Annotated in this window: 21 protein-coding genes; 19 read left to right on the top strand and 2 right to left on the bottom strand. The window is 56.1% G+C overall.

Features of this window, described 5'->3' with window-relative positions; all coding sequences use genetic code 11:
- Positions 1-146 precede the first annotated feature (146 nt).
- From MCG44_RS13630 to MCG44_RS13590, 9 genes are all read left to right on the top strand, one after another.
- Positions 147-1,283, top strand: coding sequence for a GNAT family N-acetyltransferase (locus tag MCG44_RS13630; RefSeq protein ID WP_186852369.1), 1,137 nt, complete (start codon positions 147-149; stop codon positions 1,281-1,283).
- Between the two features lie 54 nt (positions 1,284-1,337).
- Positions 1,338-2,234 (top strand): carbohydrate ABC transporter permease, encoded by an 897-nt coding sequence (locus MCG44_RS13625; RefSeq protein WP_147572860.1) that lies wholly within the window; start codon positions 1,338-1,340, stop codon positions 2,232-2,234.
- The gene (locus tag MCG44_RS13620) at positions 2,231-3,067 is read left to right on the top strand and encodes a carbohydrate ABC transporter permease (protein WP_186852368.1); all 837 of its coding nucleotides are present in this window, start codon (positions 2,231-2,233) and stop codon (positions 3,065-3,067) included. The genes MCG44_RS13625 and MCG44_RS13620 overlap by 4 nt, the downstream gene beginning before the upstream one ends.
- A 65-nt stretch (positions 3,068-3,132) precedes the next feature.
- A complete protein-coding gene (locus MCG44_RS13615) occupies positions 3,133-4,545 on the top strand; it encodes an extracellular solute-binding protein (RefSeq protein WP_240288734.1) in 1,413 nt (470 codons plus the stop codon).
- 93 nt (positions 4,546-4,638) lie between these two features.
- The gene (locus MCG44_RS13610) at positions 4,639-5,718 is read left to right on the top strand and encodes a ComEC/Rec2 family competence protein (RefSeq protein ID WP_240288732.1); all 1,080 of its coding nucleotides are present in this window, start codon (positions 4,639-4,641) and stop codon (positions 5,716-5,718) included.
- Between the two features lie 24 nt (positions 5,719-5,742).
- Positions 5,743-6,363: a DUF624 domain-containing protein gene (locus tag MCG44_RS13605; protein ID WP_240288730.1), complete on the top strand. Its 621-nt coding sequence runs from the start codon at positions 5,743-5,745 to the stop codon at positions 6,361-6,363.
- A 32-nt stretch (positions 6,364-6,395) separates the two neighbouring features.
- Positions 6,396-7,880: an FGGY family carbohydrate kinase gene (locus MCG44_RS13600; protein ID WP_240288728.1), complete on the top strand. Its 1,485-nt coding sequence runs from the start codon at positions 6,396-6,398 to the stop codon at positions 7,878-7,880.
- A gap of 54 nt (positions 7,881-7,934) precedes the next feature.
- The gene (locus MCG44_RS13595; RefSeq protein ID WP_240288726.1) at positions 7,935-9,257 is read left to right on the top strand and encodes an alkaline phosphatase family protein; all 1,323 of its coding nucleotides are present in this window, start codon (positions 7,935-7,937) and stop codon (positions 9,255-9,257) included.
- 164 nt (positions 9,258-9,421) lie between these two features.
- The gene (locus tag MCG44_RS13590) at positions 9,422-10,513 is read left to right on the top strand and encodes a LacI family DNA-binding transcriptional regulator (RefSeq protein WP_147572846.1); all 1,092 of its coding nucleotides are present in this window, start codon (positions 9,422-9,424) and stop codon (positions 10,511-10,513) included.
- Positions 10,514-10,603: 90 nt separating this feature from the next.
- Here MCG44_RS13590 and MCG44_RS13585 read toward each other — a convergent pair whose 3' ends face one another.
- Positions 10,604-11,422, bottom strand: a complete 819-nt coding sequence (locus MCG44_RS13585; RefSeq protein WP_186852363.1) for a sugar phosphate isomerase/epimerase family protein — start codon at positions 11,420-11,422, stop codon at positions 10,604-10,606.
- 169 nt (positions 11,423-11,591) lie between these two features.
- Here MCG44_RS13585 and MCG44_RS13580 point away from each other — a divergent pair, with 169 nt between their 5' ends.
- The 10 genes from MCG44_RS13580 (at position 11,592) to MCG44_RS13535 (ending at position 18,274) form a co-directional block, all read left to right on the top strand.
- Positions 11,592-12,242 carry a GDSL-type esterase/lipase family protein gene (locus tag MCG44_RS13580; protein ID WP_240288724.1) on the top strand — a complete coding sequence of 217 codons (651 nt, stop codon included), beginning with the start codon at positions 11,592-11,594 and terminating at the stop codon, positions 12,240-12,242.
- Between the two features lie 165 nt (positions 12,243-12,407).
- Positions 12,408-13,388 carry a lipoate--protein ligase gene (locus MCG44_RS13575; protein ID WP_147572840.1) on the top strand — a complete coding sequence of 327 codons (981 nt, stop codon included), beginning with the start codon at positions 12,408-12,410 and terminating at the stop codon, positions 13,386-13,388.
- 27 nt (positions 13,389-13,415) lie between these two features.
- On the top strand, positions 13,416-14,105 hold the full coding sequence (locus tag MCG44_RS13570) for an MgtC/SapB family protein (RefSeq protein WP_240288722.1): 690 nt from the start codon (positions 13,416-13,418) through the stop codon (positions 14,103-14,105).
- A 338-nt stretch (positions 14,106-14,443) separates the two neighbouring features.
- Positions 14,444-15,121, top strand: coding sequence for a tRNA (N6-threonylcarbamoyladenosine(37)-N6)-methyltransferase TrmO (tsaA, locus tag MCG44_RS13565; RefSeq protein WP_240288932.1), 678 nt, complete (start codon positions 14,444-14,446; stop codon positions 15,119-15,121).
- A 108-nt stretch (positions 15,122-15,229) separates the two neighbouring features.
- Positions 15,230-15,565 carry a cyclic-di-AMP receptor gene (locus MCG44_RS13560; RefSeq protein WP_147572836.1) on the top strand — a complete coding sequence of 112 codons (336 nt, stop codon included), beginning with the start codon at positions 15,230-15,232 and terminating at the stop codon, positions 15,563-15,565.
- A 157-nt stretch (positions 15,566-15,722) separates the two neighbouring features.
- Entirely contained in the window at positions 15,723-16,523 is an 801-nt protein-coding gene (locus MCG44_RS13555; RefSeq protein ID WP_240288720.1) for a YhfC family intramembrane metalloprotease, read from the top strand.
- A 50-nt stretch (positions 16,524-16,573) separates the two neighbouring features.
- On the top strand, positions 16,574-17,227 hold the full coding sequence (locus tag MCG44_RS13550) for a MerR family transcriptional regulator (protein ID WP_240288718.1): 654 nt from the start codon (positions 16,574-16,576) through the stop codon (positions 17,225-17,227).
- Positions 17,211-17,465, top strand: a complete 255-nt coding sequence (locus MCG44_RS13545; RefSeq protein ID WP_147572830.1) for a hypothetical protein — start codon at positions 17,211-17,213, stop codon at positions 17,463-17,465. The genes MCG44_RS13550 and MCG44_RS13545 overlap by 17 nt, the downstream gene beginning before the upstream one ends.
- On the top strand, positions 17,446-17,709 hold the full coding sequence (locus MCG44_RS13540; RefSeq protein WP_147572828.1) for a hypothetical protein: 264 nt from the start codon (positions 17,446-17,448) through the stop codon (positions 17,707-17,709). The genes MCG44_RS13545 and MCG44_RS13540 overlap by 20 nt, the downstream gene beginning before the upstream one ends.
- 253 nt (positions 17,710-17,962) lie before the next feature.
- The gene (locus MCG44_RS13535) at positions 17,963-18,274 is read left to right on the top strand and encodes a YbjQ family protein (protein WP_147573039.1); all 312 of its coding nucleotides are present in this window, start codon (positions 17,963-17,965) and stop codon (positions 18,272-18,274) included.
- 91 nt (positions 18,275-18,365) lie between these two features.
- Here MCG44_RS13535 and rny read toward each other — a convergent pair whose 3' ends face one another.
- Positions 18,366-19,913 (bottom strand): ribonuclease Y, encoded by a 1,548-nt coding sequence (gene rny / locus MCG44_RS13530; RefSeq protein WP_147572825.1) that lies wholly within the window; start codon positions 19,911-19,913, stop codon positions 18,366-18,368.
- Positions 19,914-20,074 lie beyond the last annotated feature (161 nt).

The raw sequence follows: 20,074 nt of genomic DNA, 5'->3' as shown, positions 1-20,074 counted from the left end.
GAGATATTTTACACAATTTTTACAAGAATTAAACAAAAAATCTTGACTAAGTAATAAAATATGTGTAAAATAAAATTGAAAATTCTTAAAAGAAATCGTTAAAATTTTACTAATAGTAACGAGGCGGAATGGAGGGAGAATCTGGAATGGCAAACATTTACTTGGTCCGGCACTGCGAGTCAGAAGGAAACGCCTGCCGGCGGACTCAGGCACAGACGGACGCTCTGGTCACCACGAAGGGCTATCTGCAAAATGAGATGCTTCGCCGCCGTTTTCGGGATATCCCTATCGACGGCATCTATTCTAGCGACGCCTTCCGTTCTATCATGACAGTGGAGCCCATCGCCAAGGAGCGAGGGCTGCCCATCCGAGTGAGGATCCACCTGCGGGAAGTCACCACTGGTGTCTGGGAGGATATGGCCTGGGGCAATATTGCCAAGGAATATCCCAAAGAAAGCAAAGATTGGGATGAGCACCCCTGGGCCAATACTACTCCGGGGGCCAGTACCTTTCAGCAGGTGGCAGACCGTCTGCTGTTCGGCCTGCGGCGCATTGCCCGGGAAGTGGGGGACGGGAATGCCCTGTGCGTATCCCACTCCTGTACCATCAAGGCTGGCCTATGCGCTATGATGGGGCGGCCCATGTCTGATGTGAAAGTGGTAGGCCATGGGGACAACACCTCGGTCAGCCTGATTCATGTAGACCGGGAGGGCAATTTCTCTGTGGAGTACATGAATGACGGCTCCCACCTCCCGCCGGAACTGCGGCGGGCCTGGAGCGGCGTAGCGGGAGCCGACATCAATATGGCTGTGGACCCGGTGGACTTAGACAAGGAGAGTCAGGTCCTGGAGGAACTGGCCAGAGCCCACGCCCGGCAGACAGAGGGAGCGGAAGTGCCCTTTGACGAAGCGGAGTGGCTGGCACGGGCCAGAGAGCTGACGGCCTACAATCCGGATTATTTGGCTGTCTGCCGCCTAAAGGGCCGCCCTGTGGGCTTTGTCTGGATGGAAAACGAGGAGGAGACTCCTGAGGACTGCGGCCATGTCAGGACCATGTTTGTCCTGCCAGAGCTTCAGGGCAAGGGTTATACTGAACAGCTGTTCGGATATGCGGCTCATGTGTTTCGGTATCAGGGGAAACGTGTCCTGACCGTCTCTGTTCCTCGGCTGCCCGAGGACCAGCGGGTGGTGGAGCGGTTTACCTTTACCCCTATGCGGGGCTTCCGGGACCGTATGGCCCTTGAACTGTTCTCTCCCCCGTGCCCTTATCCCATCCTGGCCTGAGGCCGGGTGGATGACCGTTTGATGCTTTGAGCGAACAGAGGAAGGGTGAAAATTTTGAGCAAACTCCAAAGGGAACCGGGGAAGGAACGGCGCCTGGGACGGGTCAAACCGCTGCCCTATGTACTGATCTTTCCTGCTATGGCCCTGTTCACGCTGTTTACCTTTTATCCCTTTATCAAGACTATTGTACTGTCCTTCGCGCTGACCAATAAGCAGGGTAACTTTACCCAGTGGGTTGGTCCGGACAACTGGATTCGAGTGCTGACCAAGGACTCCTTCTGGGATGTGGTGGCCGTTACCTTGAAGATGGCCGCTATCAACCTGTTTTTTACCTTTATTGTCGCCATGATTTTTGCCCTGATGGCGACTAAAAAGGTCCGTTTTTCCAAGGTCTACCAGACCATGTACGCCTTGCCCATGGCCATCGCCTCCTCCCCGGCTGCCGCTATCTTCTTGTTTATCTACCGCCAGAAGAACGGCCTGCTGAATAATATTCTGGGTACGGAGATCGCCTGGACAAACGAGATGCCCCATGCCATCTGGGCGGTCTGCGCTATGACAATCTGGATGCATATTGGCGTGAGTTTCATCTTCCTGTTGGTAGGCTTTCGGAATGTGCCTGAGGACCTGCTGGAGAGTGCCCTGCTGGACGGGGCCGGCCCTTTCCGCCGAATTAAGGATATTATTATTCCAATGGCCTCTCCTCAGATTTTCTTTGTCCTGTTTCTGAACATCGGCAGTTCGTTCAAGAGCTTTGCTCAGATCAGACTGCTGACCCAGGGCGGTCCGGCTAACCAGACGAAGACACTAATCTACTACATATACGAGAACGCCATTATTAACGGTCGATTTGAAACGGCCTGCGTGCAGGCCCTGTTCCTGTTTGGGCTGATCTTCCTGTTCACCAGGATCCAGTTCGCCCTGGAGAAAAAGGTGGTGCATTACCAATGATTACGCCCCATCAGAAGAAAATAGCGGGAGAGATATCCTCCTTTGCTCTCAAGACGATCATCGGTATTTTGTTCATTTCTCCGCTGATTGTCGGCGTATGCTTCTCGCTGCAGACGGATCAGGAGCTGATGACCTATCCCCTGAAGCTGATCACAGCCAACCCCACCCTGGAGAGCTATGCTCAGGTTTTTCGGCAGATCCCCATTCTTCACTATCTGAAAAACTCTGCCGTGGTATGCTTGGTGTGTATCGTGGCCCAAGTCATAATCTCCTGTCTGGCAGCCTACGGCTTCGTGTTCTTCAAATTCCCTGGGAAAAACCTGCTGTTTACCCTGATTTTGATGACGACGATGATCCCCGGCGAGGTGGTGGTCATCACCAACTATGTTACCATTCAGAACATGGACCTGATTGACACCTATATCGGTTTGGTCCTGCCCTCCCTCATTTCGGGCACCGCTATTTTCCTAATGCGGCAGTATTTTATGACCCTGCCCAAAGATTATAAGGAGGCCGCTATTCTGGATGGATGCGGTGACATGGGGTTTCTCTTCCGTGTGGCTATGCCCCTGTCCATCCCTACCATTTCCTCGTTGGCGATCTATCTGTTCGTCCAGATCTACAACCAGTATTTCTGGCCTATGCTGGTCACCAGCCGGGACGAGATGCGGACCATCCAGATTGGAATCTCCTATCTAGTCACAGCCGATGTGGTGAACTACGGACATATTCTGGCCGGCGCCGTGGTAGCTATCATTCCCTCGGTCCTAATCTATATTTTGGGTCAGGATTACATTATCAAGGGCATGACAGCCGGCGGCCTGAAGGGCTGAGGCCTATCCTGATGTTGTAAAAAGCAAAGAGGCTTTTTATAAAAAATTGGAAAAGGAGCATTAGTATGAAAAAGGTCTTATCCATTGTTCTTGCGCTTGCCATGACTATGAGCTTGGCGGCCTGCGGCAGCAAAGACAAGCCCGACGACAGCAAGGGCAGCGCGTCTTCCGGCGCGGGCACCAGCGCCAGCACCCCCTCCACTTCCGGCGAGCCTGTCGAGGTTCTGTGGTGGACCGCCTTTGGCCAGGCCAACGTGGACCACCTGCAGAAGGTGATTGACGCCTTCAATGAGAGCCAGGACGCCTATCATGTGACCATCGAGTATCAGGGCAATCAGACCGAGCTGAACGCCAAGCTGGGCTCTACCGCCCAGGCCGATCTGCCCTCCATGTTCTCTGGTCCTGTGGAGAACGTAGCTATGTACGCCACGGCTGAATACTGTGTCCCGCTCCAGGGCTTTATCGACGCCGATACCAACGGCTGGCCTGAGCTGGAGAGCACCTGGGAAGCCATCCGCACCGCTTACTGCGACAACGAGGGCAACCAGGTCGGTTACCCCGTGGGCTACAGCTATCCCGGCATTTACTATAACGCCGATATGCTGGCTGAGGCCGGCATCGATCCCAAGGAGATCAAGAGCTTCAACGATCTCTATGACGCCTGCGTCAAACTGGTCGAGGGCGGTTATACCACCTACGGCGTCGGCTTCCATCCCGATGGCTTCTACTTCAACGCCGCTCTGGGCCGTGAGGGCCTGCAGGCATATAACAACAACAACGGCCTGGGCAGCGAGCGGATCACCGAGTGTCTGTACACCAAGGATGCCAAAGTACACGACGCCATCTACAATATGCTGGACGTGTATCAGAAGCTCCACGCGGAAAAGCTGTGTGTGGCCTACGGTTCTGACTACCAGGCTGAGGTTATTCCCCAGATGGCTTCCGGCGACTGCGCCATGTTCATGGGCGTGGTTTCTATGACCACCAAGATTCTGGACGCTGCCAACGGCGCTTTTGAAGTGGGAATCATCCCCATGATCTCCGCCACTGAGGCCGGCATGAATTCCGGCGAGCCCGCCGGCGGCACCGGACTGTGGATCTGCAACACCGGCGACACCGCTGAACAGCAGGGCGCCTATGAATTTATCAAGTTCGCCAGCACCGGCGAGCAGGCCGCTTCCTTTGCTGTCGCCACCGGCTATCTGGCTCCCAACCAGGAGTCCTATACCAGCGATACTTATAACGACTATGTGGCCAACACCTTCCCCGCCGTTACCGGCGTGTACGAGTCCCTGGCCGCCTCTGACGACTCCGCTACCAACCCCTATATCCCCATCTCCAACGAGATGAAGGTGGCTAACAAGCTGGCCATCGAAACCGTGTCCAGCGATCCTAAGGCTAACATCGACGACGTCATCAAGACTGCTGAGGAGACCATCCAGGAAGCGATTGACCTATACAATATGTCCAATCCCTGAGCGGACGGTGTTCCAGGTATAGCATAACTTCCCATGTGGGGGCAGGGCCAAGCCCTGCCCCCCCTTTTCCGATGATAAAGGGGGAACTTGGTCATGAAACATAAACTTTTCTGGACTTCCCTTCTGGCGCTAGCGATGCTGGCCGCGTGTGCGGGAGAGCCAGGGGATATCAGCGGCGGTCAGAGCGGCACATCTGTGTCCGCGTCAGGACCAGGGGACTCCGCTTCTGGCTCCTCGGCTTTGAAAGAGGGAGAAATTTCCCAGCCGGAGGATTACTTTGATCTGGTTTTTGACACCAGCCAAGACCAAGGGAAATTGACCGCCCGCTACCTTTATCTGCAGACGATCTACGGAACGGGTAAGGAGGCGGTCACCACCGGCGACAGCGCGGTCTATACTTCGCCGGATGGGATGGTGATGCTGGTGGACTGTGGAAACGTACCTGGAGGGCAGGAGGTGACGAACCAATTGCTGGCTATGGGTGTAGATAAGATCGACGTTCTGGTCCTCTCTCATCCGCATGCGGACCATGTGGGAGGGTTTGTCACAGTAGCAGACAATTTTGAAATCGGGCAGGTCTATGTCAATGGGCATGAATATGACAGCGGGACCTACCGAGCCATGATGGAAAAGATAGAAGAACTGTCCCTGCCCTGTGAAGTTTTAGAGGCGGGGGACGCCTTCTCTTTGGGGGAGGAAGTCCAAGTCCAGGTGTTTGGTCCGACTCCGGGGGATACGGAGGAGGTGGCCGGCGGCTATCTGGACGCCAATGACGGTTCGATTGCCATGCGTCTGACCTATGGTCAGTCTAGCTTTTGGACTAGCGGCGATCTGTACATTACTGGGGAACAGGCGCTGACAGAGACGTATGGGCAGGATATTGCTAGCGATGTGGTAAAAATGAACCACCACGGCAAGGATACCTCCAACGGCAAGGACTTCGTTCAGGCCATGTCTCCCAAGATCGCGGTGGGGATGTTCGACAGCGTGGCCAGCCGGACAGTGGCAATGCGGTATATAGCCGGTGGGGCCGAGGTATTCTACAACAGCACAGACGGAGCGATCCGGGTATCCACTGCCGGCGACGGCGTGTATGATGTCCAGATCCAGAAAATAAGAGATGTGGCGGTCCTGCCGGATGCCCCTTCGGAGGGACACATCGTGATCTCTTGACCGTCCATACATTGGGAGGCATACATGGGACAGACAACGGAACTGCTTAAACGGCTTTTTCTGGAGGAGTGGAAGGCTCTGCTGCTGGCCAATTTCCTATTCACGGCCTTTTCTCTGCCGCTGCTCACAGTAGGACCGGCGCTGCTGGCCATGAATGGGGTGCTGACCAGACGGGCTGATGACCGGGGAAATTCGAGCTGCTGGGTAGACTTTTGGTATGTATTTAAAGCCAAATTCTGGCGGGGCATCCAGCTGGAAGCGGTGGTAGGACTGTACCTGCTGATTATCCTTTGGAGCGCCAGCGTAGCTGGACAGTTGGATGGAGCGGGACGGACAATGCTTTGGCTCTTTATATCCCTGTCGCTGTTTTTGGCGGCAATGACGGGCGTATATCTGGTCCCTCTGCTGGCGGACAGTAGCATACCGTTCTTTTCAGCGCTGTGGGACGCTGCGCTGCTGTCCTTCGCCCGGCTCCCCCGTACGCTGTTGGCTATGGGGGCGGTGTACGGGTCGCTTTGTGTGTTCCTGCTGCTTTATCCCATTTCTGTATTGCCGTGGGCCATGCTGCTTTTGGCCGCTGCTGCCGCCCTCTCCGTAGCGCTGGTGTGGCCGGCTATCAATGAACTGATTTTTCCCCAGGAATAAAATTGTGAAAGGAGCGGGAAAGGAGGATCTCTATGGAACGAGGCTATATTTTGTCGATTGACCAGAGCACCCAGGGGACCAAAGCGATCCTGCTGGATGGCCAGGGCCAGTTCGTCCTGCGCCGGGACCTGCCCCACCGGCAGTTAATCAGCGCCCAGGGATGGGTGGGGCACGATGCCCAGGAGATCGCGGAAAATATTATTCGGGTTGCTCAGGCGGCGGTACGGGACAGCGGGATTGATTCCCGGCGGCTGGCCGGCGTGGCGGTCACCAATCAGCGGGAGAGCGTGGCCCTGTGGGAGCGGGATACAGGCAGGCCGGTGTGTGAGTCTATCGTCTGGCAGTGTAACCGAGCGGCGGAGCTGTGCCGCCATATCCAGGAACGAGGCGATTATCCGGAGATTCAGCGGCGTACCGGGCTGGTCCCCTCCTCCTTTTTCTCTGCCGGGAAGGTGGCCTGGGCGCTGGAACATGTGCCTGGGGCCAGAGAGAAGGCTGAACGGGGACAGCTCTGCATCGGCACCATGGATACTTGGACGATCTGGCAGCTCACCGGAGGAAAAGTCCACAAAACGGATTGCAGCAACGCCTCCCGCACCCAGCTGTTTAATATCCATACCATGGAGTGGGATCCGGAGCTGTGCCGGATATTTGATATCCCCATGTCAGTGCTGCCCCAGGTGTGCGGCTCTGATGGGGAATATGGACAGACAGATCTGGGAGGACTGCTGGACCATCCGGTGCCGATCCGAAGTGCTATCGGGGACTCCCATGCCTCCCTTTTTGGACACGGATGCGTGGAGCGGGGGGACTGCATGGCGGGTCACGGAACAGGCACCTGCGTACTGATGAATATTGGAGAAGAACCGCTGGAGTCCCAGAATGGGCTCAATACCACGGTGGCCTGGCGGATGAATGGAAAGACTGTATACGCTCTGGAGGGTGTGGTGAACTATGCTGGAGCGGTCACCACCTGGCTGAAGGACGGTCTGGAGCTGGTGTCCTGCCCAGAGGAAACCGAGGCGCTGGCCTGTCGGGCTGACCCAGGTGACCATACTTATCTGGTACCTGCCTTCACGGGGATCGGAGCGCCCTACTGGGACGATGGCGCCTCTGCCTGCTTTGTGGGGATGAGCCGGCTGACCGGGCGGGCGGAGCTGGTCAGAGCTGGGATAGAGAGCATTGGATACCAAGTGGCCGATATCGTGAGAGCCATGGAGCGGGATATGGGCGCGCCTGCCAGTCAGGTGCGGATGGCTGGGGGGCCTACGAAAAATCGCTATTTGACGCAATTTCAGAGTGACATTATGGACCGCCCTGTTGTCCTTGGAAAGTATGAGGAGCTGGTAGCCGTGGGCGCGGGACAAATGGCTGGACTGGCTATGGGACTGTATGACCTGCCGGAGCTGGAACGGCTTCGGCGGACACAGCTGTTCCGGCCGCGGATGGAACAGAAGGAGCGCCTGGAACGGCTGGATGGCTGGGCCCGGGCGGTGCAAAAGGCGTTGAGCCGATAGGACTCTGGCCTGCCGGCGGGCGGGAGCGGAGTACGCAAATAAGGAGATGCTGCAATGAAAAAACGTATTTTAGTCTACTCCGTAGACGCTATGGTATGTGAGGACGTAGACGCCCTGCGGAGGCTGCCTAATTTTCAGAAATTTTTGGCGGGAGGCTGTGAGGTCACGGGAGGTATGCGTACCATATATCCCTCTGTGACTTATCCGGCCCATGTGTCCATGATGACCGGATGCTATGTGGGAAAGCACGGTGTCACCAGTAACTTTTCCTTTACCACCACCAACAAGGATGACAACTGGCTGTGGTTCAGCGACGCCATCCAGGTGGAGGACATCTTCCAGGCGGCAAAAAAAGCCGGGTATACCACAGGCGCCATCTCCTGGCCTGTTACCGCTGGGAACAAGAATGTGGATTGGCTGATGGCTGAATACTGGATGCCCCATCCTGGAGACACATTGCGCAGCAGCTTCGCCGACGCGGGTTCCAGCCCTGCTATGCTGGACATCATAGAGGCGAATAAGAGGTACCTGCCCGCTGGCTATGAAAAAGGCGGCAAAAAGAATTTCATGCAGTGGCCCACGGTGGACGACTTCATCATCCATGTGGCCAGCGATGTGATTCGTCAACATGCCCCTGAGGTGATGTTTGTTCACACGGGCACCTTTGATACTTATCGCCATGCCCACGGGGTGTTTAGCTCCTATTTGGACGAGGCTCGGGCCAATCTGGACCGGTATATCGGGGAGCTGATGGAGGCGTGCCGGATCGCCGGTGTAGCCGAGGAAACCAACTTGGTTCTGGTCAGTGACCATGGACAGAGGGATATCTGCCGGGCTATCAATTTGAATGTGCTGCTGGCTGATCGTGGCTTTATCGATGTGGACAAACAGGGCAACGTAGTGGACTGGCGCGCCTACTGCTTCTCCAATGCCATGTCCTCCAATGTCTATCTCCGGGACCCGGAGGACCAGGCGTTGAAACAGGCCGTCTATCAGTGCCTGGAGGAGCTGCGGCAGGAGGGAGTTTATGGGATCGGCAGACTGTTCACAGCCGAGGAAGCACGAGATGAGGAGCATCTTTACGGCGGCTTCAGCTTCGTGATCGAGAGCGACGGCTATACCTCCTTTGGAGACAAGGCGGTGCGTCCGCTGGTGCAGAACTTCGACGTGAACGATTACCGCTTCGGCCGGGCTACCCACGGATACCTCCCGGACCTGGGAGCGCAGCCCGTCTTTGTGGCAAAGGGACCTGATTTTCGGGAGAGGACTACGCTGGAGCGGGGACTGGTGGTAGATGAGGCGCCCACCTACGCCAAGCTTCTGGGGGTGGAACTGCCTCAGGCGGATGGTAAGGCTATGGACTGCTTCCTGCGTTAGATGACCGTATTGACCATAAAAAGAACAAAACCGAAAGGTATCGCACATAAAAACTATACAGAGGCTGGAATTTGTGATAAAATATTACCATCGGCCAGCGGAGGGGGTTCCCTGCTCCTCTGCTGGGCGGTGGTATTCTGAAAAGCTGAGCAAGGTGTTGAACAATGAAAAGGGTTACCGTTACCATGCACGACGTGGCGCGTTTAGCTGGAGTTTCCCAGACCACGGTTTCTCTGATTCTGAACCAGAGCGGCAGTGCCTCCTTTTCCCAGGAAACTGTCAACCGGGTCTATGCCGCTGCTGCCCAGTTGAACTATAAGGCGAAACGTCCCATTACGCAGGGGCCTCGGCCCAAGACCGTTATGGTGCTGATGGCAAACGTGACCAACCCGTATTACACAGCCATGCTCAGCAGCATCGAGGACGTGTGTTACGCCCAGGGGTATAAGGTGGTCTCCTGCTGCACTTACCACGATACGGAGTCGGAAAAGCTGTATATGGAGATGGCGGTCAGCAATAACTATCCCGGAGTTATCCTGCTGTCGCCGCCGGATAATCCGGCTGCCTTTGCTGAGGTGTCAGCTAAGATACCGGTAGTTACCATTTGTGACCGCATCTCTAATCTGGAAACAGATATCATAGAGCTGAATAACTGTCTGGCGGGCCGGTTGGCTGCTGAACACCTCCATGCGCTGGGACATCAGCGCATCGCTGTACTTACCAGCCCTCTGAAACGGAACACTGCTCGGACGGAGCGGCTGAACGGGCTGAAAGCCTATTTCGCACAGCATCTGCCCGACAATGACCTGGTCTTATGTATTGAAAACAATTCGGAGGCGGACAACCTGGCCGAACGGCTCAATGATTACCACGCGGGTTACTTGCTGGCCCAGAACGAGAAGCTGTACGACCAGGGAGTCACCGCCATTGTCTGTATCAATGATATGCTGGCATACGGAGTGATTGACTCCCTTCGAGAGAGGGGCATTTCTGTGCCGGAAGATGTATCGGTGCTGGGGTTTGATAATTTATTTTATTCCCGGCTGACCGGTGTATCGTTGACCACAGTGGATCAGCACACTGAGATGTTGGCCCGGAGCGCGGTGGAAGTGCTGCTGCAAAAGCTCAAAATGCCTCCGGGGGGAGCTGGGGCGGCCGGCACAGTGCCGCGGTACAAGGTGGAGTGCCATCCTCAGCTGGTGGCCCGTGGGACCACGGCTCCTCCTCCTGCCCAGAGCCGGCTGGTGTTAAAGTGACAGGAAGCGGACACAAAATATGCGCCCCGGCAAAGCCGGCCTGAGAGGCCGGATGCCGGGGCGCGCAATATTTGTGAGGGAGTACAGCTGCTACAGGGACTCTGTGATTTGAACCACTCGGCGGATGTCGGAGTGGATGACAGGCGTGGTTGCCCTCCCGTCGGGGGCGTATTCCAGCACTAGGTGGGCCTGAGGTGTATATTGGGCGATGGCGCGGAGAATGTCGTCCATCTCCTGATGGGAACAGAAGCCCTCTGGGTCGTAAATAGGGTAGTGGCTGTCGTGGAAGCCGTCGTTGTTGTTGAGGTGGTATCCTTTGATGCGGGTCCCCATTCGGCGGATAAGGGCGGGAATATCCCAGCGGTTGAGCATGGCGTGACCGGTATCGATCAGACAGCCGACCTCCTGGGGGAGACGGTCAAAAAGAGCTACGAACTGCTCCTGGTCAAAAAGGACGCTGTTCTTTTTGGGATAGCCCACATTTTCCACTGTTACGTGGATGCCCTCGTCTATCATGCGGCGGGTCCAGTCCAGCAAGACCTCCAGAGAGCGGGCTCGCCAGCGGTCCCCCTCCTGGGCGGGAAAGCTACCCTCGTGGGTATGCATAACCATGGAGGTAGCGTGGAATTGATGATAGAGGCGACAAGCCTTGTTGTACTCCTTTTCCATGAATTGCTCCTCTGGGCTGCCGGGGATGGTGCACTCCTCCACAAAAGGGGCGTGGAGGGTAATAGGCAGATGGGAGAAGACTGGGATCTGACGGACCAGATTTTCGTCAAAATTGGGTGTGGTCCAGCTGGTGGCAAATTCTACACCTACAGGGAAGTCTGGGAAGGTACGGATGCACTCCGCCAGCCAGGGGTAGTCTTGAAAGGCCACGCAGTAAGTAGATAAGTAAATGTCTCGCATAGTTGACCTCCGATTCTATTAAAATATTAGTTTGATATTACTTAAAATTGCTCTAAAATTGGCAAAAAACAGGAAAATATATTTTGAATATCAATATTTTAGACGGAATATACAGAGATGTCAAGGGAAGATGGAAAAATATATTATTAAAACTTGGAGGCAAAATTCGATGTGTGGTATAGGTAAAGATCTAGGGAGAAACGGGGACGGCATTCGGAGGAAACTGATATGCCTGGGAGACAGCCTGACATTTGGAGCGGGAGTAACTCGCCGGGACTGCTGGACCTCTCTTGTTCAGAGAGAGTGTGGGTGGACGGTGGTCAACCGGGGGATCAGTGGTGATACGACCGGCGGAATGCTGGTTCGTCTGCAACGGGATGTCCTGGGTCCGGCGCTGGAGGAACGCCGATGCGGCGGAGACTGCCGGGTCTTGGTGATGGGGGGCAGCAACGATATCTTTTTTTCCGGGACAGACAGCCAGGCCAGAGGCAATATGACCGCGATCTGTCACCAACTGGAGGCGGAGGGAATTTTTCCGGTAATTGGCATTCCGCTTCCGGTAGACTGGTCCAAAGCTCCAGAGAAATGGACGGGGGTGGTGGACTTCTATCAGAGTGCCCCACGCATTTTGGCCTACAATGAGTGGCTCAGACGTTTTGCAGCCAGTGCCGGGCTGGTCCTGGTAGACTTTGCGTCGGATTTCCTGAGCGTTTCCGGGCAGGTGCGCCATGAGTTGTTTTTGGATGGAATCCACCCAAATCTTGAGGGGCATCGGGAAATGGCCCGGCGATTGGCAAAAGAATTGGATAAAATATATTAATAATATTTTCTGGAGCAAAAATTTTAAAAGTTGAATAATTGATAAAAAATATAGGCAAAAAACGGAGTGCTATTGACAAAATAGAAAGTATACTCTATACTATCTAATATAAAAATGAAATATTATTAGTAATATTTTTGTTTTAGAAAGCAGGTCGCCGGCGCTATGGAATTTTATGAAAGCACCAGCACAGATCCCTATTACAATCTGGCGCTGGAGGACTATTTTTTTACCCATATGGATCCCATGAAGGACTATTTTTTGCTGTGGCAGAATGATAAAGCTGTTATAGTAGGAAAATACCAGAATACTCTGGAGGAAGTTGACCAGACATTCGTGGATGAGAGGGGAATCCGGGTAGCCCGCCGCCTGTCGGGCGGAGGCGCGGTGTATCATGATCTGGGGAATCTGAACTACACATTTATCGTGGAGGAAGACCGGGCTGAAGCATTTCGTTTTGAAGTGTTTACAAAGCCTCTGCTGGCTGCCTTGAAGGAACTGGGCGTGGCGGCGGAGACATCCGGTCGGAATGACATCACCATTGATGGGAAAAAGATATCCGGCAGTTCTCAGTATTTCAGGAATGGGCGGCTGCTCCATCATGGCTGTATCCTGCTGGACTGTGACCGGGATACTCTGACCAGGGCGCTCCAGGTGAAGGAGGGCAAGATTCGCTCCAAGAGCATCAAATCCGTGCGCAGCCGTGTCACCTCAATCAACGAGCATCTGGAGCGCCCCATTACTATGGCCCGTTTCAAAGAGGTGCTACGGAAACAAGTCTTTGCGGCGGCACCCCATCCAGTCGTGTTGAGCCAGGGAGATTTGTCGGAAATCCAGATTTTGCGGGACAGCCGCTACGCGACGTGGGAGTGGAACTACGGGGCGTCTCCCCGCTGTGATATCAGGAGGGAGGGGTATTACCCCTTCGGTCAGATATCAGCTGAACTGGCGATGGAGAAAGGCCGGATTCAATGCCTGAAACTGTCCGGTGACTTTTTTGGCAGGGAAGAGCTGTCTTCCCTGGAAGACCTGTTCCGGGGACGGCGGCTCATCCCAGAAGACTTGTCCCCTCTAACCGGGGTGGACCTTGGGGCCTATGTGTCCGGCCTGGATTGGGATACATTGATCCAGCTGCTGTGCGGCTGAAGAGGTTTTTGAGAGGAGTATATGTCCATGATCCCCTACATACTGGAAGCTGAGTTTTTTCTCCGTATCGTGTTGGCCAGCGTCTGCGGTATTTTAATTGGCTTTGAGCGGTCCAAAAGGCTGAAGGAGGCCGGGGTGCGCACACACTGTATGGTCGCCTGCGGAGCGGCGTTGATGATGATTGTTTCCAAATATGGTTTTGCGGATCTTGTGCAGGAGGCCGGGGTGTATCTCTACGGGACGAAGGGGGCGGATGCGTCGCGGATAGCCTCTCAGGTAGTCAGCGGTGTGGGATTTTTGGGGGCCGGAGTTATTTTCCGCACCGGGGTTTCTATCAAGGGCCTGACCACCGCTGCGGGTTTGTGGACCACGTCTGCCGTGGGGCTAGCACTAGGGGCGGGTATGTATATCATCGGCATCACAGGTACGCTGCTTATTGTGTTGGAACAATTTTTGATGCACCGATTCCACTTTGGAAACGACGCCTACACCATGCAGGAGATCAAGGTGCGATTCCGGGACTCCCTGGAATTTCGGGACTATCTCTTCCGCCTTCTACAAGAGCGGGGAGGCAGTATCTGCAACTGCGCCGTGAACAAGACGGGAGATGGAGATGTGGCCTATACCTTGACCGTCCGGGTCAAGGAACCCATCAGCGCCCAGGAGCTGCAGGGGCTGATGGACCGGCATGAACAGATTAGCTCCTTTTCTGTCTGAAGGAAGCCCCCCTGGTCAAAGACCAGGGGGGCTTGAAACTGTTGAAAAAGCGGCAAAGACACTTTTTCGAGAAAAGCCATACGCAGGGTGGTCCTCCACTCCCAGCGGAAAAGTCGGCCCACCCTGCGGGAGAAGTGTCATTTCCGACGCGTATGTCGCCGGAAATGACGGGATCAAATTTTATTCCGTCGCCTGCGGGCGACGGAACTCCTTGCGGGAGGGCTTTTAGGGGCGAAAACAAATTTGCTTCAGGGGATGAAATCGGGGCTGACCTGTTGTATAATAGAGGGGACAATGGACGGCGGAGGAGGGGATATGGAGTGGAGGAAAACGGAGCGATGACGGTAATCGCCCACATCGAGAGCCAGTTCCACACAAAATTTGGTATCCCTCGGCAGAGCGGTCTGGTGGAGGAGTTGGAGGCGGACGTCGTGTTCGAACCCCAGTTTCGGGACCTCAATGCGCTGCGGGGGCTGGAAGGATTTTCCCATATCTGGCTTATCTGGGACTTTTCCGAGGTCAGGGACAAAGGCTGGACGCCCACTGTCCGGCCGCCCAGACTGGGGGGAAACCGCCGATTGGGAGTTTTTGCCACCCGGTCCCCCTTCCGTCCAAACCCTATCGGCCTAAGCTGTGTCCGGCTGGCGGGAATAGATCCGCACACGGAACGGGGGCCCGTCCTCCGTGTCAGGGGGGCTGACCTGATGGATGGGACCCCGATCTATGATATCAAGCCCTACCTGCCCTATTCCGACTGTAAGCCGGAGGCGGTGGGGGGCTTTGCCAGCCAACCCAAGGAGGCGTCCCTGGCGGTAGATATCCCGGAGCGGTGGAAGGCTCTGATTCCAGAAGGACTGCTGCCCGCGCTGACTGGGGTGCTGGCCCAGGACCCCAGGCCCTCTTATCAACAGGCTCCGGACCGGATCTACACCATGGAGTTTGGAGGTCTGGAGGTAAAGTTTCAGGTAGAGGGGGATATCCTGAATGTGTGCCAAATATCCCGGAGAAAATCTTAATAAAGTTTTGATTCAAAATGGTGTATAATATCGCTATATACTACATTAGTGACTAGGGATATCAGTCTTAAAAGCATCGAAAAAACAGAAGTACAGGAGGAGCAACCTATGAAAATGATCTTTGCGGTGATCCGGGACAAGGACAGCTATGCCGCCATCGGCGCTCTGAGTGAAAAAAATATCGGTGTGACAAAATTAGCTAGCAGCGGAGGCTTTTTGCGGGAGGGCAATACCACACTGATGATCGGGGTCGAGGACAGCAGGGTGGAGGAAGTCATGGGGATCCTGCGGGAGAACTGTGCGAAGCGGACCCAGATCGATGTGGCCGCACCCTATCCCATAGGCGGGGCGCCCATTTGGAACTATAATTATAGCACCATCCAGGTGGAGGCTGGGGGAGCCACAGTCTTCGTGCTGGACGTATCAGATTTTAAAAAACTGTAAGCGCACCTGCGGACAGCGGCCCCGGTCTCGCCAGACCGGGGCCGCTTTTTGAAAAAGAAGACCTTCCACCAACAGGAAGAAAAGTTATTTATAAAATAGTCTTGACATTCCCCCTTCTGGACCATGTATGGTCTGACCAGAAAGGAGTGGAAGCGATATGGAAATGAATGGAGCGGTAGACTCCTCGGCCATACTGGTCATGGGGCTGGTGGGGCTGTTCTCGGTCGCCCTCCCGCTGGGACTGGCCCTGCTATTTCGGCGGAGGACCGGGGGACGCACGAGATTCTTCCTCTTGGGCTGTGTGGTGTTCCCGCTGTTCGCCATGGGGCTGGAGGCCCAGGGGCACCGGCTGCTGTACTACGGGGTCTGGAGCCAGGCGCTGAACAGCAGCATCTGGCTATACGCTCTGTACGGGGGGCTGATGGCCGGTATCTTTGAGGAGTGCGGCCGCTGGGTGGCCTTCCGGCTGGGCCGGCGGTGGACTCAGGGTCCCGGAGACGCCCTGATGTATGGGGCGGGCCACGGAGGGGCGGAGTCATTCCTCCTCTTGGGAATGACCATGGTCAACAATGTCATTCTGTCCCTGACCATCAACCGGGGCGGCCTGCCAGCGGTGGAGGAGCTGATAGGCCCCATTCCAGAAGCTGGTATGGCGGCTATCACCTCTCTTGCTGTTACCCCCGCCGCACTCTACCTCTGGGGGGCCTTCGAGCGGATCACGGCGATGGTGGTACAGATCGCCCTGTCGGTACTGGTGTACGCCGCCGTTACCAGGAAGAGCGGCTGGTATTGGTTCCCTGCCGCCATTCTGCTCCACGCCGCGGTGGATGTCACCGCTGTGGCAGCCGGGGCCTTCCTGCCTATTCCGGCTACCGAGGCGCTGCTGGCAGCATGGGCGGCAGCCCTGGCCCTGCTGGCCCGACGGGTCTATTTACAGGAAAAATGGAAAAAGTCTTGACCTTCCCCCAGGTGGAAGGTGTAGAGTAGGACCAGAAAGGGGCGTAGCCCATGAAGATCAACGAGGTGGAGGCCCTGGTGGGCATCACCAAAAAGAACATCCGGTTTTATGAGGAGCAGGGCCTGCTCTCTCCCAGGCGCAACAGTGAGAACGGCTATCGGGACTACGGCCAGGAGGAAGTGGATACTCTGCGGCAGATCAAGCTGCTGCGCAAGTTGGGTGTCCCGTTGGAGGAGATCCGGCGGATGCAGGCGGGCAGGATCACGGTAGCGGACGGGATGAGGCGACACCTGGTCACCTTGGAGCGGGAGCAGCGCAGTCTGGAGCAGTCTATGGAACTGTGCCGCTGCCTGAAGAACCGGGAGGAGCGGCTGGCCGAGCTGGATGCCGGATCCTTGCTGGCGGAGATGGAGCAGATGGAACAGGCGGGCTCCACCTTCCAGGATAAGCAGTACGGAGATGTGAAGCCCATCCGCTATGCCGCGGCCGTAATCGCGGCCCTGGTAATGACCGCCTTTATGGCTGGTGTCATCGCGCTGATGGTTTGGGGGTTTACGGTGGAGGCTGCGGAAGCTCCGCCCCTTCCGCTGATCGTGGTGCTGGTGGCCCTCCCGGCAGTGGTCATTCTGGGGGTTCTGCTGGCACTGATCCAGCGGATTCGGGAGATTCAGCGGGGGGAGGAAGACGATGCGAAAAACTACTAAGGGAAAAGGCTTCCTGGGTGCTGTACTGGTCACGATCACTGTGGCGGTCCTGATGTTCCTGCTCACTGGCGCCCTATTGACCGGCTACTTCGGCGGGGATACCGAGCCCTTTGCCACCGGCGTCGTTCTGTTTTTTGCCCTGCTGTATTTGGCGGTGGCTCTAGGCGCGATCATCTCTTTGTACCGCCGCTGGAAAGAGATCCAAGGGGGTGAGGAGGATGAAGCCAAAAGGTACTGACATCCGCAAGAGGGAACAGAAGCGGGCTGCCGTTAAAAGCGTGCTGTTCAGCGGCCTATTCCGAATCCTTGGAGCGGCCCTGCTGCTTTTCACACGGGAGCACACCCCCTGGCCTGAACTCCACGGCCTGCTGCTTCTGCTGGCCATTCTAGATCTGCTTACCATCCCCTTCAGTTTTGTCGTGCTGATCCAGCGGATTCGGGAGATCGAGAGGGGGGAGCTGGATGAAGCGCGGAAATATTGAGTGGCTGCGGAGAGAAAAGAGATCGGCTGTCTTGGGAATGGCCCTTTTTGGTCTGCTCCAGATGGCCTGTGTCATTGGATTTGCGGCCCTGAGCGCTATCCCGAACATTCCACGGTGGCTGTTTATCCTGTTTACTGTACTGGCGGCGGTCTGTGCCGCTGTGCTGCTGCCCGCGCTGTGGACACTGCGGAAGCGGTTTCAGGAGCTGGATACAGCAAAGGAGTTTGTGAGTTTGTATAAGGAGGAAAGACATATGCTATTGGTAAACATTGATTATATTCCGGGCAGGGAGCTTGAGGTGCTGGGGATTGCTAAAGGTACTGTCGTCCAGTCCAAGAACTTTGGCAAGGATTTTATGGCCGGGATGAAAACTTTGGTGGGCGGTGAGATCACCAGCTACACCGAGATGCTCAACGAGGCCCGTCAAATCGCTGTCAAGCGTATGGTGGACGAGGCGGAGTCCATGGGGGCGGACGCGGTCATCAACGTGCGTTACGGCTCATCCTCAGTCATGCAGGGGGCGGCCGAGGTCATCGCCTACGGTACCGCGGTGAAGTACCGCTGAAGACGGATCGCCGCCTTTTGCGGTGGTTCTTCCGAGAATATCAACAAAAAAGAGCGGGACGCTGGGGGGCGTCCCGCTCTTTTTGACTGTATTATTTGGCGTACTCGATGGCCTTGGTCTCCCGCAGCAGGTTGACCTTGATCTGGCCGGGATATTCCAGCTCGTCCTCGATCTTCTTGGCAATCTCCCGGGCCAGCAGGACCATCTGGTCCTCACTGATGACCTCGGGCTTGACCATGATACGGACCTCACGGCCGGCCTGAATGGCAAAGGATTTCTCCACCCCATTGAAGGAGGAGGTGATCTCCTCCAGCATCTCCAGCCGCTTGATATAGTTTTCCAAATTCTCCCGCCGGGCCCCGGGGCGGGCGGCAGAAATGGCATCAGCCGCCTGGACCAGACAGGCGACGACGGTCCGGGGCTCCACGTCGTTGTGATGGGCCTGGATGGCGTGGATCACGCCCTCGCTCTCCCGGTATTTTTTGGCCAGCTCCACGCCAATCTGAACGTGGGAGCCCTCCACCTCATGGTCAATGGACTTGCCCAGATCGTGGAGCAGACCGGCCCGCTTGGCCTCGGCCACGTTGGCGCCAATCTCAGCGGCCAGCAGTCCAGCCACATGGGATACTTCGATGGAGTGATTGAGCACGTTCTGACCGTAGCTGGTGCGGTAACGCATCCGGCCCAGCAGCTTGACCAACTCCGGATGCAGGCCGTGGACGTTGGTCTCAAAGATGGCCCGCTCGCCCTCGGACTTGATGACGGCGTCTACCTCGCGCTTGGCCTTCTCCACCATCTCCTCGATGCGGGCGGGATGAATGCGGCCGTCCAGAATCAGCTTCTCCAGGGCAAGCCGGGCAACCTCGCGGCGGACAGGGTCAAAGCAGGAGACTGTAATGGCCTCCGGCGTGTCGTCGATGATTAAGTCCACCCCGGTCAGGGTCTCCAGGGTGCGGATGTTCCGGCCCTCGCGGCCGATGATACGGCCCTTCATCTCGTCGTTGGGCAGGGGAACGACAGAAACTGTGGCCTCGGCCACATGGTCCGCGGCACAGCGCTGGATGGCCAGGGAGATGATCTCCCGCGCCTTGGTGTCCGCCTCGTCCTTGAACCGGGCCTCGATCTCCTTGATCTTCATGGCCGACTCGTGGGTGACTTCCTCCTCCAACTGCTGGAGCAGGTAGTGTTTGGCCTCCTCCGCGGTGTAGCCGGAGATGCGCTCCAGCACCTCCAACTGGCTCTTTTTGATCTGTTCCGCCTCGGCCTGGGTGGCCTCCAGCCTGGACAGCTTGGAGGAGAGCTGCTCCTCCTTCTTCTCGATGTTCTCGGTTTTGCGGTCTAGGTTCTCTTCCTTCTGCTGGAGCCGGTGCTCCTGGCGCTGCAGGTCGGCCCGACGCTCCTTGACTTCACGCTCATGCTCGTTCTTGGCCTTCAGGATCTCCTCCTTGGCCTCCACCATGGCCTCGCGCTTTTTGCTCTCGGCGCTTTTATAGGCCTCATTAACGATGCGGGTAGCCTCCTCCTCGGCGGAGCCGATCTGCTGCTCGGCGGACTTCTTCCGACGTTGAATGCCTACAGGGATACCTACCGCCAGACCGATCACGATACCGATGATCGCTCCGATGATATAGGGTAGCATTTGGTCTTTTACACCTCCATGAAATTTCATAAGGCTGGAGCGGACCGCCCCAGCGCCCGTGTCCAGGCCGCCAGCCCTCACGGGACTTGTACATAAAATCAGCCGCAAAGAGCGCCCGACTTGGAATGGCTGGCCTCTCTGCGACAACTGAAAAACATCCC

The sequence above is a fragment of the Lawsonibacter sp. OA9 genome, assembly GCF_022440585.1.
This window is presented reverse-complemented; position numbering and strand designations above follow the sequence as displayed.